13 protein-coding genes and 1 pseudogene are annotated in these 15506 nt (G+C 65.4%); 5 read left to right on the forward strand and 9 right to left on the reverse strand.

Annotated features, from left to right (window positions below; all coding sequences use genetic code 11):
* The 3 genes from VGI62_RS18195 to VGI62_RS18205 all read left to right on the forward strand — a co-directional run.
* A partial coding sequence (locus VGI62_RS18195; RefSeq protein WP_331505963.1) for an L-serine ammonia-lyase occupies positions 1-1436 on the forward strand: 1436 nt, incomplete at its 5' end.
* A 10-nt stretch (positions 1437-1446) separates the two neighbouring features.
* Positions 1447-3123, forward strand: coding sequence for a hypothetical protein (locus tag VGI62_RS18200; RefSeq protein ID WP_331505964.1), 1677 nt, complete (start codon positions 1447-1449; stop codon positions 3121-3123).
* Positions 3124-3320: 197 nt separating this feature from the next.
* On the forward strand, positions 3321-4793 hold the full coding sequence (locus VGI62_RS18205; RefSeq protein ID WP_331505965.1) for a serine hydrolase domain-containing protein: 1473 nt from the start codon (positions 3321-3323) through the stop codon (positions 4791-4793).
* A 330-nt stretch (positions 4794-5123) separates the two neighbouring features.
* Here the strand turns inward: VGI62_RS18205 and VGI62_RS18210 are convergent, their stop codons facing one another.
* From VGI62_RS18210 to VGI62_RS18245, 8 genes are all read right to left on the reverse strand, one after another.
* Positions 5124-6140 carry a potassium channel family protein gene (locus tag VGI62_RS18210; RefSeq protein WP_331505966.1) on the reverse strand — a complete coding sequence of 339 codons (1017 nt, stop codon included), beginning with the start codon at positions 6138-6140 and terminating at the stop codon, positions 5124-5126.
* A gap of 104 nt (positions 6141-6244) precedes the next feature.
* The gene (locus VGI62_RS18215) at positions 6245-6421 is read right to left on the reverse strand and encodes a hypothetical protein (RefSeq protein ID WP_331505967.1); all 177 of its coding nucleotides are present in this window, start codon (positions 6419-6421) and stop codon (positions 6245-6247) included.
* An 11-nt stretch (positions 6422-6432) separates the two neighbouring features.
* Positions 6433-6816, reverse strand: a complete 384-nt coding sequence (locus tag VGI62_RS18220) for a hypothetical protein (protein WP_331505968.1) — start codon at positions 6814-6816, stop codon at positions 6433-6435.
* Between the two features lie 3 nt (positions 6817-6819).
* Entirely contained in the window at positions 6820-7917 is a 1098-nt protein-coding gene (locus tag VGI62_RS18225; protein WP_331505969.1) for an amidohydrolase family protein, read from the reverse strand.
* An 81-nt stretch (positions 7918-7998) separates the two neighbouring features.
* Positions 7999-9045, reverse strand: a complete 1047-nt coding sequence (glsA, locus tag VGI62_RS18230; RefSeq protein WP_331505970.1) for a glutaminase A — start codon at positions 9043-9045, stop codon at positions 7999-8001.
* 23 nt (positions 9046-9068) lie between these two features.
* Positions 9069-10556 (reverse strand): DcaP family trimeric outer membrane transporter, encoded by a 1488-nt coding sequence (locus VGI62_RS18235; RefSeq protein ID WP_331505971.1) that lies wholly within the window; start codon positions 10554-10556, stop codon positions 9069-9071.
* 158 nt (positions 10557-10714) lie between these two features.
* The gene (locus tag VGI62_RS18240) at positions 10715-11359 is read right to left on the reverse strand and encodes a hypothetical protein (protein WP_331505972.1); all 645 of its coding nucleotides are present in this window, start codon (positions 11357-11359) and stop codon (positions 10715-10717) included.
* A 192-nt stretch (positions 11360-11551) separates the two neighbouring features.
* Complete coding sequence (locus VGI62_RS18245; protein WP_331505973.1) at positions 11552-12319, reverse strand: hypothetical protein; 768 nt, start codon at positions 12317-12319, stop codon at positions 11552-11554.
* 241 nt (positions 12320-12560) lie between these two features.
* On the opposite strand from VGI62_RS18245, the gene VGI62_RS18250 reads away from it, so the two are divergent.
* Positions 12561-13430, forward strand: coding sequence for a hypothetical protein (locus VGI62_RS18250; protein WP_331505974.1), 870 nt, complete (start codon positions 12561-12563; stop codon positions 13428-13430).
* A gap of 48 nt (positions 13431-13478) precedes the next feature.
* Here the strand turns inward: VGI62_RS18250 and VGI62_RS18255 are convergent, their stop codons facing one another.
* The gene (locus VGI62_RS18255) at positions 13479-13997 is read right to left on the reverse strand and encodes a TetR/AcrR family transcriptional regulator (protein WP_331505975.1); all 519 of its coding nucleotides are present in this window, start codon (positions 13995-13997) and stop codon (positions 13479-13481) included.
* 328 nt (positions 13998-14325) lie between these two features.
* Here VGI62_RS18255 and VGI62_RS18260 point away from each other — a divergent pair.
* Positions 14326-15506, forward strand: a pseudogene (locus VGI62_RS18260) (hypothetical protein); the annotation flags it as partial.

Consider the following 15506-nt stretch of genomic DNA (forward strand, 5'->3'; position numbering starts at 1 on the left):
CCGCCAAGTCGCCGGGCGGGGCCCCGGTGACGCTCGACCCGAAGCTGGACGTCGTGGCGAAATCCAAGGGCCCGATCGTCACCACGATCGACGAGTTCTACAAGGTCGGGCCCGGCCCTTCTTCGTCGCACACGATCGGGCCGATGCGGATCACCTACGATTTCTATCAGCGCTGCACGAAGCTGCCTGCGGACGTACAGGCGAAGGCCACCGCGATGAAGGTGAACCTCTTCGGTAGCTTGAGCGCCACCGGCAAGGGTCACGGGACGGAGCGCGCGGCGCTGGCCGGGATTGTCGGCAAGGAGCCTGCGACGGTCGATCCCGCCTTCCTCGACAGCCTGGCGGCCAATCCGAACCAGGTGTTTCCCGTGAAGCTGGGAACCTCGACCTTCAACGTCTCGCTCAAGGACATCGTCTACGACGCCACCAAGGGCAATTTTCCCCACCCCAACACGATGACATGCAGGCTGTTGGGCGGCGACCAGGTGCTGCTCGAACAGGAGTACTACTCCGTCGGCGGCGGCTTCATTGAATGGAAGGGCTACACGCCGCCCAAGAAGGGCGCGCCCAAATACCCCTATCAGACGATCAAGGAAGTCATCGATCACTGCAACCGGGACAAGATTTCCATCGCGCAGTTGGCGATGGCCAACGAAGTCGCCGTCTCGGGCAAGAGCGAGGCTGAGATCAACGCCTTCTGCGACAAGATCCTGGGCGCCATGCGCGCAACGGTGAAGACCGGCTTGGCGGCGCCGACCACGACCCTGCCGGGGCCGATCAAGCTGAAGACCAAGGCGCATGACGTCTACCAGAACTCGTTGAAGCAGGAGGGGACCGCGCGCAAGGCCATCGGCCTCGTCTCAGCCTACGCGCTCGCGGGCTCGGAGGAGAACGCCCGCGGCCATCTGGTGATCACCGCGCCCACCGGCGGCTCGGCCGGCGTCATGCCGGCGGTCATCGTTTCCCTCGGTCCGGAGGGCGCGAAGCTGCCTGAGGACAAGATCCGCGAGGGGCTGATGACCGCCGCGCTGATCGGTTACCTGTGCAAGCACAACGCGACCCTGTCGGCCGCTGAAGGCGGGTGCCAGGCCGAGATCGGCGTGGCCTCGTCCATGGGTGCGGCGTGCATCGCGCAGGCTTACGGCGAGCCGCCGCAGGTGGCCGCGAACGCTGCCGAAGGGGCGCTCGAGCACCACCTGGGCATGACCTGCGACCCCGTGGCGGGTTATGTCCAGGTTCCCTGCATCGAGCGCTGCGCCTTCGGGGCGGTGAAGTCCTGGACCGGCTACCTGATCGCCAAGAACGAAATCCCGGTGAATCGGCGGGTGGACTTCGACAGCACCGTGAACGCCATGGCGCTGACAGCCAAGGAGATGAATTCCAAATACAAGGAGACCTCCGAGGGCGGCCTCGCCGTCTCCGTAACCCTCTGTTGAGGCGACGCCGGTGGTCCAGACCGGCGAAAAAGGGCGCGAGCCCGGGTCGCGTGATCGCCGTCGCGCCGCTGATCTGCTCGGTGTTCTAATTGCATCAGGACGTCATGCGCGCGGCGCCGGCGGTGGCGGCGCCGCAGCTCAGCGAGGCATCAACGGTCGGCTTCGCCCGCGCGTCGGGCTTTCAGTTGCGGTCGCTGCCCTGACAACCGTCTTCACGACCGCCGCCCATGCGCAGGCTCCCGCGCGGCCGGCCACGCCTGCCGAACTGGAACAGCAAGTCACGGTGCTGCAGGAGCAGCTTCGCACCATCCAGGAACAGCAAAAGACCCTGACACAGACGCTGGACCGGTTGCAGCAGCAGTTGGCTAGTCAGCCTGTTCCAACGGCCGCGCAACCCGCGCCGCAGCCGCCAGCCGCTACACCAGCTCCGCAGGTGGCGCTCGCAGCGCCGCCCGTCGCGAAAGAGTCGGATGGTTCAATCACGGAGAAGGTTGCCGAACGCTACCAGGATGGGATCGTCATCTGGCAGACACCCAACGACGCAAAGGTTCCTTTCCTGCTGAGGTACAACATCAACTCGCAGGTCCGGTACCTCAACACCACCTCGGGCAGCGAAACCTTCACCGACCACCTGGGCGTCGTTCGTAGTGTCAATCTGCGCAACGACATCACCGTCAACCGCACGATGTTCATCCTGGGCGGCTACATTTTCGATCCGAGACTACGCTACAGCTCCACCGTGTGGACGTCCGCGGGGGCGAACTCGATCGTCATCGCAGGGAACATCGGCTGGCAATTCAACAAGGCCTTCACGCTGACGGCTGGCTACACAGGTGTCCCCGGCAGCCGGTCGCTTGTGAACACCTTTCCGTTCTTTCAGTCGACTGACCGGACCCTGGCGGACAACTTCTTCCGTCCCGGGTTCACGCAGGGGATCTGGGCCAACGGGGATCTCCCCCACGAACTGCACTACATCGCTTTCGTCGGCAACGGATTGAACACGCTGAACATCTCGGCAGCCAAGATCGATGAAAATCTGATGGGCTCCGGCAGCATCTGGTGGGAACCGCTCGGTGACTACGGCCCGCCCGGGAAGTCGCGCAACATGTACGACGACTATTTATCCTCGCCGGACCTGCGCATTCGCCTGGGGACTTCGTTCACCTGGTCGAAGGAAGATCGCTTTTCAGACCTCGACACGTCGAGCCCCGAGAACACCTCGATGCACAACTCGGACGGCGTGCAGACCTTCGCCACCGGCGCCTTCGCGCTGGGCGTGACCGTGACTAACGCCACGTACCGGATGTGGGCGATCGACTGGGGCCTGAAACGGGCCGGTTGGTCGGTCAATGGACAGTACTATTTTCGCTGGGTGGATGACTTCAAGGCCGACGGCCCAATTCCCATCAAGAGCATGTTCGATCAGGGCTTCGAGCTGTCGGCTGCCGGGTTCATCGTGCCCCAGACGCTGATGGCGTACGGGCGCGGCTCGATGGTGTTCGGAGAGTTCCGCGACTCCTGGGAGGCGGGCGTCGGCGTGAAGTGGTATTTCGTTCCGACCGAGCGCATGTGGCTGTCTGCGGAGTTGATGCGCGTGGTCAACACGCCTTATGGCGGCGTCTTCACCCCTTATACGGCCGGCCTGACAGCTTGGGTGCCGATGGTCCAGGCGGTCCTCGCGTTCTGATAATTGAAGGGGCCAGGCCCCGCCGCTCGTTGACAATGTTCGGAGAGCTCTGCCGCCGCTTAAACCTAAGTCTGCCGCGAGATGTCTGCTCCTGACGTCTGGACGAAACGCGTTAGAAATCTGAATACTTGCGGCGGTTGCAATCCGAAGCCGGCGCTTCGCTGCAGCGTCGGTGGCGTTGGTCGGGGGGACCCTACATGAAACGTGTGCTGCTGCGGGCAGGGCTCGCGCTCGTTTTGGGCTGGTCATTGGCCGGGTTTGCGGCGCGAGCCGAGACGACAAGTCCGCCGCCGGCGGCGCCCGTTGATCCGGCGCAGGCGCCGGCGGTGCTGGGGGCCGAGCGGCTGTTTTCCGCGTGGATGGAGAGCCAGATCGCTTATCGCGGACTGCCGGGGGTCGCGGTGGGGGTCGTCAGCGATCAGAAGGTGATCTGGGCGAAGGGTTTCGGCTATGCCGACTTGGCGGCCAAGCGGCCGATGACCGCGGACACCAAGTTCCGGATCGCCTCGAACAGCAAGATCTTCACCACCATCGCGATCATGCAACTGCGCGAAGAGGGCAAGCTGCGGCTGGACGATCCGGTGACGAAGTACCTGCCCTGGTTCAAGGCCGCTCCGGCGGGCGACGACGACGGCCCGATCACCATCGAGCAGCTGCTTTCCCACAGCTCGGGCCTGCAGCGGGAGGCGAGCGACCACTGGGCGTCGTACCAATTCCCGACACGCGAGGAGCTGCAGCGCCTCTACGCGGAGCGCCAGGCGGCATTTCCGCCGGCTACTCGGTGGAAGTACTCCAACCTGGGCTTCGCTGTCGCCGGCCTGATCGTCGAGAAGGTGAGCGGCCAGAGCTACGCGAGCTATGTCCAGGCCAACATTCTCGATCCGCTGGGCATGCGCGACACCAGTATCGACCGGAACATGCTCGGCTTGGCCACGCCCTACGGCCGGCGACTGCCTGACGGGACGCGCGAAGTCATCCCGTTCATCGACTCGCACGGGATGGCGGCGGCGACCGGCGTGACCTCGACGGTCAACGACTTGGCCAAATTCATCTCCGCGTGGTTTCGGCGAGGTCCGCGCGGTGGAGGCCAGATCGTCTCGAGCGGATCGTGGCGCGAAATGCTACGTGTCCGCTCGGTCGAGGAGGATTGGAAGTCAGGCACCGGCCTCGGGTTCGATATCGACCGGGTGAAGGACCGCACCTACGTCGGCCACGGTGGCGGCTATCCTGGCAACACCACCCAGACCCTGGCGCAGCTTGACGACAAGGTTGCCGTCATTGTGCTGACCAACACCAACGACTCCAATCCGGGTGAGATTGCGAACCAGCTGATGGCTACGGTGGGCAAGGCGGTCGCCGCGGCGGCGCCGGCCAAGCCGGCGGAGGTCGCTTGGGACCCTGAGTGGGCGCGCTTTGCGGGCCTCTATCGCGGGGTGTTCGGGGACAGCCAAGTCGTGCTGCTGGACAAGAAGCTGATCCTGATGAACCCCAACGCCCCCACCATAGACGACTCTGTCACGCTGCAGCCGCTGGGCGGCGGGCGCTTCCGCCTGATGTCGCCGACTGGTGGGCGCGCGGCTGGCGAAGTCGTGCGCTTCACCGAAGAGCCCGGGAAGCCCATGCGCATGATCGCGGGCGACACCTGGACGACCCGCGTGGCCGGCCAATAGGGCGTCTGCATAGGCCACCCCAGGACCGTTTTGCGCTACTGGCGCTGAGGTGACGGCTGCGGAGAACCACGGCCGCGCCGCCCGGCACAGTTGAGCTTCGTCGGAGTGCTGCGGCGGCTGAGCTCGCGTCGAGTTTGCGCGTGGCGCGGGAGGGGTGGTGGAGACGCGATGGGTCTTTATGGCGGTGGCGGTGGCTATGCCGGCGCTGGCGAATGCCAAGCCCCTGAGCCTCATTTGCCAGGGTACGGCGCTTCATGAGGAGCAGACGCAGAGCTTCGGCTCCGCATCGCGTCCGGCGCTCGTTCGGTTCCTCGACAGCGTTGGGTCGCGTCAGCGCGCGACCACCTCCAGGATCATGTCGTCGCGCTCAAGGCTTCGTGCTTCTGGCGTGGCGAAGTTGTAGGTGCTGCCGTCGCGGCAGAGCTGCAGGCCAACCCCGCTGTTCAGCGCTGAAAGCGGTCGGCCGACCTCCGAGGCGGCCACCGGCCGTTCGCGCAGGGTGAAGGCGCCGCCGCTTGCGGCCAGATCGGCCATGAAGTCGGCGACGTGCGCCCCTTGGCTGGAACTCGCCATCAGGTGGCCGGCGAAGCTGGCGGGATTGATCACAACCTCCGCGCCGGCCTGACGCGCCAGCGCCTCGTTGTCGGCGGATCGGATCACGACACTGATCGCCACCTTCGGCGCGAGGCGGCGGGCGGTGAGGACGATGAGAATCGAGGTGTCGTCCCGCCCGGCGTCCACCAGGATCGCCTTGGCCTTGTCGACCCGGGCTGCTTCCAGCGTGGCGTCACGCGTGGCGTCGCCGGACAGGATGGCGACGTTCTGCATCGCGGCCGCCGCCAGGGCGTCCGCCTGCTCGTCGATGACGACGATCCGGCCGGCGTCGGTCCCCTGGCGTCGCAGCTCTCCCACCGCTTCGCGGCCGCTGACGCCAAAGCCCGCGACGATGACATGACCCATGAGGGTCCGTTGGATCATGCTCATGCGCCATCGCTCCCAGACGTTTTTGAAAAGGAAATCGTAGGCCGTCCCCAGGAAGATCAGCCACAGCAGGATGCGGATCGGGGTGAGGCCGAAGGTGTCGATGGCGCGCGCGGTCGGCGTGACCGGCACGATGTCGCCATAGCCGACTGTCGTCACGGTCATGATCGTGAAGTAGATCACGCCCAGCAGACCGACCGGTCCTCCGTTCGCGTCGCGGAGGCCCGCGCGACAGAACCAGTGCACCGCCACCGTCACGGCGATCAGCGCCCCGGCCAGGCCGATGCGCCAGGCCAGGGAGAGCCAGGCGGGGCCACGGCCGCGTCGTTTCAGGCTGAGATCCTTGTGATCGGCGTGATCGGTCATGCTGAAGGTCCGCCGATGCGGGCGTGGTGAAACTGGTAGGCGCGCTAAATTCAAAATCCGGTAGCGCAAGGCGTGCCGGTGCGAGCCCGACGGCGGCTGCTATCTTAATTGACGATGTCGACCACTGCGCCGATCGCGCCGCCGATCACGGCGCCTTGTCCCGCATTGCCCGAGAGGCTGCCAATGCCCGCGCCAACGGCCGCGCCGCCCACCGTGGCGCAGCTTAGCAGCGCCGGGGCGATCAGGGCGGCGAGCAGACTTGCGATGGAAAGTCTTTTCATCATTCCGCTCCTCACTTGGCTGCCGGAAGCCGGGGCCTGGCGAGCTCGCGCCAGATCACAGATAGGACCGGCTTGTCGAGCTGGGTCGGGTTGGCCCGGTACCAGCCGTCGACCGCCTGGACAGCCTCCTCGACGTGTACATCCTTCAGGCCGCGTTGGGCGGTCCGGCTGAAGGTGTCTTCCTGGCCGGGGGTGTTCTTGCCATCCCAGGCCGCGCCGACCGAGATCACGTTGGAGATGCCTGCAAGGTAGGCCCGCCGCTGGTCGCTCGACGAGCGTGTCCAGTCGTGGCCGTCGGCAAGGTGGACCTGGCTTGTCGGCTGCGCCGCGGCAGGGCCGCTCGCCATCAGGGCGACCGCGAACGCGATGCCGCGCACGGTTGTGGCAGTTGACATGGGTCAGCCTCCCGTCTTCTGGGCTGGCAGGTTAGCCCGCTCCCAGGCCCGCACCTTGATGCGGGCGCCGTCGAACAGGCGCTGGTAGTTGCAGATGCGGACGTCGCCACTGGCCTCTGGCGTCAGCTTCGCCCAGAGCGGCTTGTACATGTCATAGAGCGAGAAGTACTTCGCCGGGTCGGTCGGAGCGACCCAGTCGGTTCCCAGCAGGAAGCGGTCCGGATGGCGGTTGAGCAGGTCGGCGGTGGCTGCGACCGTGCGGTCATCCCTGACGATGTACTTGGCGACCTCGTCCCAGGAGATGTCGAAGTAGATGTTCTTCAGCTTCGGATCCGAAAGGATCTCTTCGAGGAATTGCAGATGCTGGCTGGGCGGCTGGACCACGCGCCCAAGGCCTGTATGGGCCCAGATGATGACGGTGTTGGGATGGCGCGACAGCACCGCCTTGGCCTGGTCGAAATAGGCCCTTTCATTCTGCCGCTTGGTGAACGGCATGACGATGTCGTTGTGGAATATAACCACCAGCCCGACCTGACCGGCGAAATCGAGTATCCGGTCCAGCGCAGGATCGGTGAGACTCGCCGGGCCGCCGGCGATCTTCGAGGAGACGAACTCCTTGTGGATCGAGAACTCGCCGATGCCCTCGAACACGCCCGGAAAAGTCGTCAGTACACGGCGTATGTGGTCGGCGGCATACATGTCGGCGGGATTGAAGCCGGTGATCATCGGATCGAACCGGGCGCGCTGGGCCTGGGGCAGGGCCAGGTAGGAGGTCGCAATGACCGCATCGGTGAAGGAGTAGTAGTAGAGCGGTGCGTCGCTATCGAGATAGTAGGTCGGCGCGAACTCCCCGGTCAGGGTGTAGGACCATTGTTGCTGCAGCGGGATGCCGAACAGCACCGCGCGTGGCACCCGCTCGCCCATCACCTCAAGAAGCTTGGCCGGTGTGACACCCTCCTGGATGTAGTTCGTCATGTGCAGGTGGGAGTCGTTGAAGTCGCCCTTTACGGCGCATGACTGACCCGACGCGGCTGAGGGCGCCGCAAGTGCGCCCAGCGCCGCGAACACCACGGCAGCGCAGGATCCTGAGCGTCGGCGCATCTTCCTTCCTCCGCCAGCGGGGTCGACGCCGGCCCGTGCGCTGGGCGCAGGCTCCAAACTCCCTCCGGGCCGCCAGCCCGGCTAAGCGGGCAGCTCGGTGTAGGGATTGCCGCCCAGCGCGTTGGAAATGTCCGTGATCGCCCGTTGCCCGCGGACGCTGTTGCCGGCGGCGTCCAGTGGCGGGGAGAAGGTGCCGATGCCGAATTTCCCGGGCGAAACGGCGATCAGCCCGCCACCCACGCCGCTTTTGGCGGGCAGGCCGGTGTGGAATAGCCACACCCCGGAGTCGTCATAGAGTCCGGCCGTCGCCATCACCGCCAGGACCCCGGGGATGTGCCGGGGATCGATGACCTGCTTGCCTGTAACCGGGTTCTTGCCCCCGTTGGCCAGGGTCGCGGCCATTGTTCCGAGGTCCTTGGCGTTGACCGCGATCGAGCATTGGCGGGTGTAGAGATCGGTGGCCACGGCCGGGTCGCTGGAGAAGCGCTCGTAAGCCGACATCAGCATGCCGATGGCGCGGTTGCGTTGGTTGGTGTCGGATTCCGACTTGTAGACTTCCTGGTTCACTTCCAGCGGCCGTCCGGCGAAGTCCGAATGGATGGCGAGGATCTTGCGCCAGACCTCGTCGGGACTGGAACCCTTGACGTTGCCGGTGGTGGCGATGGCCCCTGGATTGACGAAGGGGTTCATCTCCTTGCCCTTGTGCTGCTCGACGGCGACGATCGAGTTGAACACCTGGCCGGTGGCGTCGACGCCGACCGAGTCCACAATCTTCTGCTCTCCGGATTCCTGCAGCACCAGGGCCATCGTGAAGACCTTGGAAATCGACTGGATCGAGAAGGTCGGCTCGGTGTCGCCGATGGCGGATACCTTGCCCTGCGGGGTGACCAGCGCGATGCCGAAATAGGTCGAGGGCACCTTGGCCAGCGCGGGGATGTAGTCTGCGTTCTTGCCCTCGTTCAAGCCCCGGTACTTCTCGTACGCGGCCTTCACCGCCGCATCGATTGCGGCGGGCGAAAGGTTGCCTGCGGCTGCCTCGCGGGCGAGCGCGGGTGAGACGGCGGCCGTCAGGCCAAGTGCGGCGAGGCCTCTGGCGAGGTCCCGGCGGGAAGTGTTGACTTGAAGCATAGGGTTACTTCCTGTGACGGCCACTATTTGAAGAAGTCGTTGCTGGAGAAGCTGTATTTGAAGGACGCCTGAATACGGTTGTCCTGGCCGGACTGCCCGTTATGGTCTTCACGACGGCCCCAGATATATTCAGCGCCCATCAGGATGCGTTTGTCTGGCGCCCACAGCAGGTTGATCGAGGCGTACTGGCCCGACTGAAAAGCGTTGGGCGCCTGGAAGCTCAGGTTGTCGACCTTCGTCTCACTCCAGCCGAGCGAGGTGCTGAACTTGTCGGTCCAGTAGTGGTCGTAGTAGATCAGCAGCCCCAGCAGGGGCACGACATCGGGGGCGAGTGTGCCCGCCTGGATCACCACCGGCCCACCCCCAATGGGTTGAGTCACAATCGGTGCGCCCTTCGGGCCAAGGTCCACACCGCCGTCGTTCATATAGGTTGCGATGCCTTCGCCGTAGACGACGCCCAGGTGCAGGGTGTCCTTGTTCCAGGTCTTGATGTTGCCCGTCAGGTTGACGCCCCAGCCGGTCTTGTGGCCCTTGGGCTCATTGTCCGGGGTGCCGGCGCTGTCAAACCCCACCTGCCGCAGGATGGCGCCCAGCTGTATGTGGCCCCAATCGTCCGAGTACCGCCAATGCCCGGTCAGATCCGGGTAGTCCTCGTGGCCCTGGATGCTGTTGCCGAGCTCTGGGTCGAACTCGCGGATCTGGCCGGCATCGACGTCGTTGCTCGGCTTCTCGAGGGCGATGGCGAACTCGTTCTTGTCCGACTTGAAGGTGTAGCGGATCTGCGGATTGCGCAGGAACACCATGCCCGGCGGGCCCCAGTACTCGACGGTATTGGGGAAGATGTCGATGTCCATCCAGTTGGTGTTGGTCTGACCGGCCAGGATCGGACCCCAGGACGCGTAGAAGTGGCGTACCCGCATCGTGGTCTGGCCGGCATCGACGCCGACGCCGAAGAGATCGAACTCGAACTTGAACTCGAGTGGCTTGCCGGCGATGTCCTGCGAGCCCTTGATGCCGAAGCGGCTCTGCTTGGCGCTGATGCTGTTTTGCCCGTTGCTGCCGAATTCGCCGTCGGTGGTGGGAATCTTGGACGGCCGCAGCGCATCGTCCCAAGCGGGATCGACCCGGTTGAAGTCCTGGGTGAAGTCGAGCTGGGCGAAGCCGTAGATCTCGAAATTCGGACCACCTTCGGTGCGCGCGACCTTTGCGCCTTCCGCCGGCGCGGGGATCTGCTCGACGGGCGGCGCGCCACCGGTCGCAGTGGCAAGCTGACGCTGCATCGCGTCGATCTTCCGTTCTCGCTCGGCGTCTGCGGCGCGGGCTGAGGCGGCTTCGGCGCGGACGGCCGCCAGATCGGCCCGCAGCTGCTCGACTTCTTGAGGCGTGAGTCCAGCCGAGGCGGCCTGTGCAAAGGCCGCCCCAGCGGTTCCTAGCGAAGCCGCGGCGACTAAGGCGCCTGCGGCGGCGGCCAACATCAGGCTGTGTCGGCGCTCGCCATAGAAACGGTGCATGGCGTCGATTCCCTTGTGCCGAGCCCGCCTGGCGGCGCGCCCCCTGAAGCGCCGAAAGGATCGGTTCGCCGTGACGCTCACGGCATCCGGGATTCCCCTAGGGTGGGGGACTGAGAACCCGCAACGTAACTCTTCGGGGTCGCTGGCCTTCTGAAACCCTACTTTTTCCCCGCGCTAGCGGCGGCCTGACGGGCGGCCTCACCCGCCTCGATGTTCGCGGCGGCGCGCACAATCGGTTCTTGGCTGACCTGGATGCGGCCGGAACTCGGCCGGTCCAGGTCCAGAATCATGCCGAAGGCCAAAGCCAGCACCACAAAGAGCGAGGCGGACGCGACCGGCCGCCGGCCGCCGGGGGCCATCGCGTAGCCAAGGATCCAGGCTGCGACGACGAAGTAGATCAGTAGTGAACGGATGATCGTGATCGGCACCCGGGCCTCCAATGCGATGCGCCGGGAGTTCGCCAGGTCGAACATCTGGTTGGTGGTCTCCAGAAGTGGCGCGTTGAGGGTCGAGTTCGGCTGGGCGCGCACCGCAGGCACGATCTGGTCCCAAATGCGCTGTTCAATCTCAATGGTCTGGGCGTCGGCTTGCCTGAGCTGAGTCACGTCTTCGCTCCCGGCGGAGCTGGATTTCCGCGCGTCGGCGTACTGGACCATCAGCCGGCTCAGCGCGTCTCGCGGCCCCTCGTCGAGAGTCTGTATCCGCAGGTAGGTCGTGCCGATCGCATTAGCCTCGTCGCGCACAAGCGTGCGGCGCGCGTCAAACCTGCCGGCGGCCGTGCCGAACGTGAAGGCGATCAGCAAGGCAAGTAGCCCCAGCGTTGCCGAAAGCAGATAGCTCGCTCCGTCGGAGCCCGATGTGGAAGGCGCCTTCTGAGCCGAGAGCCGGCCCATCCAGAACCCTGTCTGCTCAGCTATGAGAAGCACAAGCAGCAGCAAAACGCCGATCAGCCAGATCGGAGCGTGCTGGAGCCAGTACATGTCGAACCTGTAGCTCTAGAAGACGAACGTGAGCCCGACGAGCGGGCCGAACAGCGTAAGCCGGTACTCGAAGCCGTTCTCCTGGAGGTCGACGCCGTAGGCGCGAAGACCTAGCGATCCCATGAGCAGGTCGGTGAAACGATAGTTGTAGGCCCCGCTGACCTGCCAGACGGGGAGGCGGGACTCGAACGGATCGAGGTCTGCGTAGCCCGTGAGCGAGCCGTGCTCTCCGGTCCGCATCGCGCCCTTGACCCCGATGATCGGATCCCAGGTGTTGATCTTATTGGAGCCAGAAGCGCTGAGGTTGTTAAGGGCCACCTCGGCACTGATCTTCGCTTCGGTGTAACGCGCGCCGATGAGCACATCGCCGTTGAAGCGCTCGCTGGCATAGAACCGGTAGAAGCCCGCCAGGGTGGCGCCATCGGCCGAAGCCTTGACCTCGCCGCTCACGTTCAGACGCCCTCCCGGCGTGCTGAGGTCGTGGTCACCCGCTATGCTGATCGTCGTGTAGTCGGCCAGTGCGCCGAAGCTGCCATAGCGCACGTCGCCCTTGATCATCCCGAAGCCCGAAAGCTTGTTGAAAAGATCCGAGAAGTGGGCGTTGACCGGCGTGGGTGGGAGGCCGGCGGCGGCGCCCAGGTCGCCCTTTGCCCCCGGCAGCCAGAGGTAGGGCGTCACGCTGACTTGCCAACCTTGGTCGGTATCGATCTGCGCGAGCGCGGCCGCCGGCCACACGAGGCCGCTCACAACGGAGGCGATTGCGAGGAAACGTAAGCGTGGCATGAAGCTACCCCATCACCGGGCCGGACCGGCGCCGCTTCGACCGGACCACGCACTCTCGGCTCGAGCCATCCCGTCAGACCCCCAGGCGGGGCGGGGCGAAGACCTGAGCTCTTCGATCCGGCGAGCAGACATGGGCCCGTCGCGGCGCCGCCTCTGGGGTGTTCGCCCGATAGGAGCGGGTCAGGATCAGGCCCTAGCCTTCGGTCGATGCCACTAGCTGCGAGGTCGCGAAGGTCGCCCCATGGATACCCTGAAGCAGCTCCTTCCGTTGATCATGCAGGTCAGCCTCGCCTTGCTGGTGGCGGCCGTGGGGCTGCAGAGCCGGTGGGGGGACATCACCTACGCGTTTCGCCGTCCGGCGTTGCTCGTCCGCGGGATCATCGCGGTGGACGTGGTTCCGCCGATCGTGGCTGCCGTTCTTGTGGCCATTCTGCCGCTGCCCGATCCGGTGAAAGTCGGGATCGTCCTGATGGCCGTATCACCGCTTGCCCCATTTGCCCCGAGCAAGATGCTCAAGGCCGGCGCGGAGAACTCCTTCGCCGTTGGCCTCTATGTCGCCCTGATGCTGCTGGCGGTCGTGACCGTCCCGCTCGCCGTCTATCTCCTTAGTCGCGTCTTCGGCGTCGAAGCCTCGATCGCGCCGGCCGCTATCGCCAACCTGGTTTTGACCTCGGTCCTGCTGCCGCTGTTGATCGGCCTAGCGATCGGTAGCCTCGCGCCTGCGCTTGCTGAACCCGCCGCGCGGATCGCCAAGCTCGTCGGCAATATCGGCCTCTTGGTGTTCATCGTCCCGGTGCTGATCGTGCTGGCGAAACCAATGTTGGCGCTGGTCGGAGACGGCGCGCTCCTTTCGATCGTGCTGGTCGTGTCCTCGGGGCTCGCGGCCGGGCACCTGCTCGGCGGCCCGGAACAGGTCGACCGGATGGCGCTGGCTTTCGCCGCGGCGACTCGACACCCCGGAATGGCCTTCCTGATCGCCAAGACGAACTTCGACAATCCAAAGGTTGTCCCGGCGGAAATCATGTTCCTGCTCACAGGCATCGTGGTTTCAAGCGTCTATCAGGCGCTGATGAAGTCTCGCCATCCCGCGCCCGGACATGTCGGCGCCTAGGGCCCCGGAGTTCACTCACAACGCTGCGTCGGGCGCGACCCATACGCTTTAGAGTGATGCCGGCGGCTTGAGCCTGAGCGCGCCGGTCGGCGTCAGGACGACGCGCTCTATGATCTCGGCCATAGCCTCAGCGTTGACTTCATCCATGTGCCGCAGCCACCAAGCCAGGAGGTTCAGCGTCGCCGAGACCACGTGGAACAGCACAAGGTCGTCCAGAACATTGTCAGCTGCACGATGGCGGACCATGGCGACCGTCGCCATCGACTGGCGCAGCATCTCGGCGCGCACCGTGTGGCCCGACCCGCCCGCGATCAGCGCCTTGCATATCGCCAGATGCTCGATGACGAAGTCGCAGAGCGAGCGTGCCGCCGCCAGACGGTCCCGCTCGATCAGCAGGGGACGCACCTGGTCCAGCAGGTCACGGGTGAGCTTGTCGGCGACGTCGGCGAGCAACTCGTCCTTGTCGCCGTAGTGGCGGAAGAAGGTCGCGTAGCCCACGCCGGCTTGAGCCGCGATCGCCCGCACGGTGATCGCGTCCAGGGGGCTTTCCGCCGCAAGCACGGTCATGGCTTCGCGGAGCGCCGCTCGCGTTCGCACAACCCGGGCATCTGAGACGGTTGACATTAGGTGCTGATCGTCCGTTATGATCCACAGTATATCGTAACTGGGGCCGCTGGATGGCCTGCGATTCGCAAACGGCAATCAGCTACTGCAAATCGGATAGATGGAAGTCTGGCGACGGGACGCTCGTCGCCTCGGCCGCAGCCATGCCTTACCGCATTTCCAAGGACGGCGTCACCGACCGAGGACTCGCGACGGCTGACCCCAGGCGCAACAATAGCGACAACGGCGTGGACGAAGATCACACGCCGATCAGGGACTGGAGAACGGGCGGATGAAGATCTCACGCAGAGCAGCCGGTGTCGGTTTCGCGGGCATGACGGCAGCCGCCGCGGCGCTGGCCATCGGCGGCGCCTCGCACGGACTGTCGGGCGCCAAGGCCCAGTCTGCGCCCGCCGCCGCGCCGGCCCGGGTCGACGATTTCATGCTGGCCGACCAGAACCTGCTCGCCCGTCAGCTTTACCGCATGAGCGATGACAAGGCCGTGGTGCTGGTGACCTACGCCACCGGCGATGCGGCGCTGCGCGCCGACGCCAAGGGGCTGATGGCGCTGAAAGCCGCCTACGCTGACAAGAAAGTCGACATGCTGGCGGTGGACAGCCGCATCGGCGACAAGCGGGATGCGGTTATCGCCGACGCCAAGGCCGCCGGTCTCGAGATGCCCATACTGTTCGACTACGAGCAACTGGTGGGAGAGGAACTGGGGATCACCCGCGCCGCCGAGGTCATCGTCGTCGACCCGCGCGGCTGGACCATCGCCTACCGCGGTCCCGTCGACGGCGCGAAGGCGGCGCTCGACGCTCTCGTGGCAGGTGAGAAAGTCGCCCTGTCGTCGCAGCAGGCCAAGGGCCAGCTCATTGCGTTCCCCGAGCGCGCCAGGGCCAAAACCTTCGCCTCGATATCCTATGCCAAGACTGTCGCCCCGATCATCGAGGCAAAGTGCGCCACCTGCCACCAGGCGGGCGGCATCGGCCCGATGCCGCTGAACAACTATGAGCAGGTGAAGGGTTTCTCGCCGATGATCCGCGAGGTGATCCGCACACACCGAATGCCACCCTACCTCGCCGACGAGACGGTCGGCGCCTTCCAGGACGACGACCGCCTCACGCCCGAGCAGATGAAGACCCTGGTCCACTGGATCGACGCCGGCGCGCCGCGCGGCGCGGGCGATGACCCGCTGAAGAAGATCAAGTTCCAGGCGCCTGACTGGCCGCTCGGCAAGCCTGACATCGTCCTGAACGTCCCGGACGTGAAAATCCCCGCCTCGGGGGTCATGGACTACCAGCATCCGGTGGTCGCTAACGCCATGACCGAAGGCCGCTGGATGAAGGCCACGACCTTCCGGATTTCCGATCGCCAGGTCGTGCACCACATCCTGACCGGGGTGGTCGCTTCCGACCACGCCGGCGACACCTTCGCCGAAAGCCAGTGGGGCGCATCGCTGGGCGGCTACGG

The organism is Phenylobacterium sp. (genome assembly GCF_036495085.1).
Lineage (GTDB): Bacteria > Pseudomonadota > Alphaproteobacteria > Caulobacterales > Caulobacteraceae > Phenylobacterium.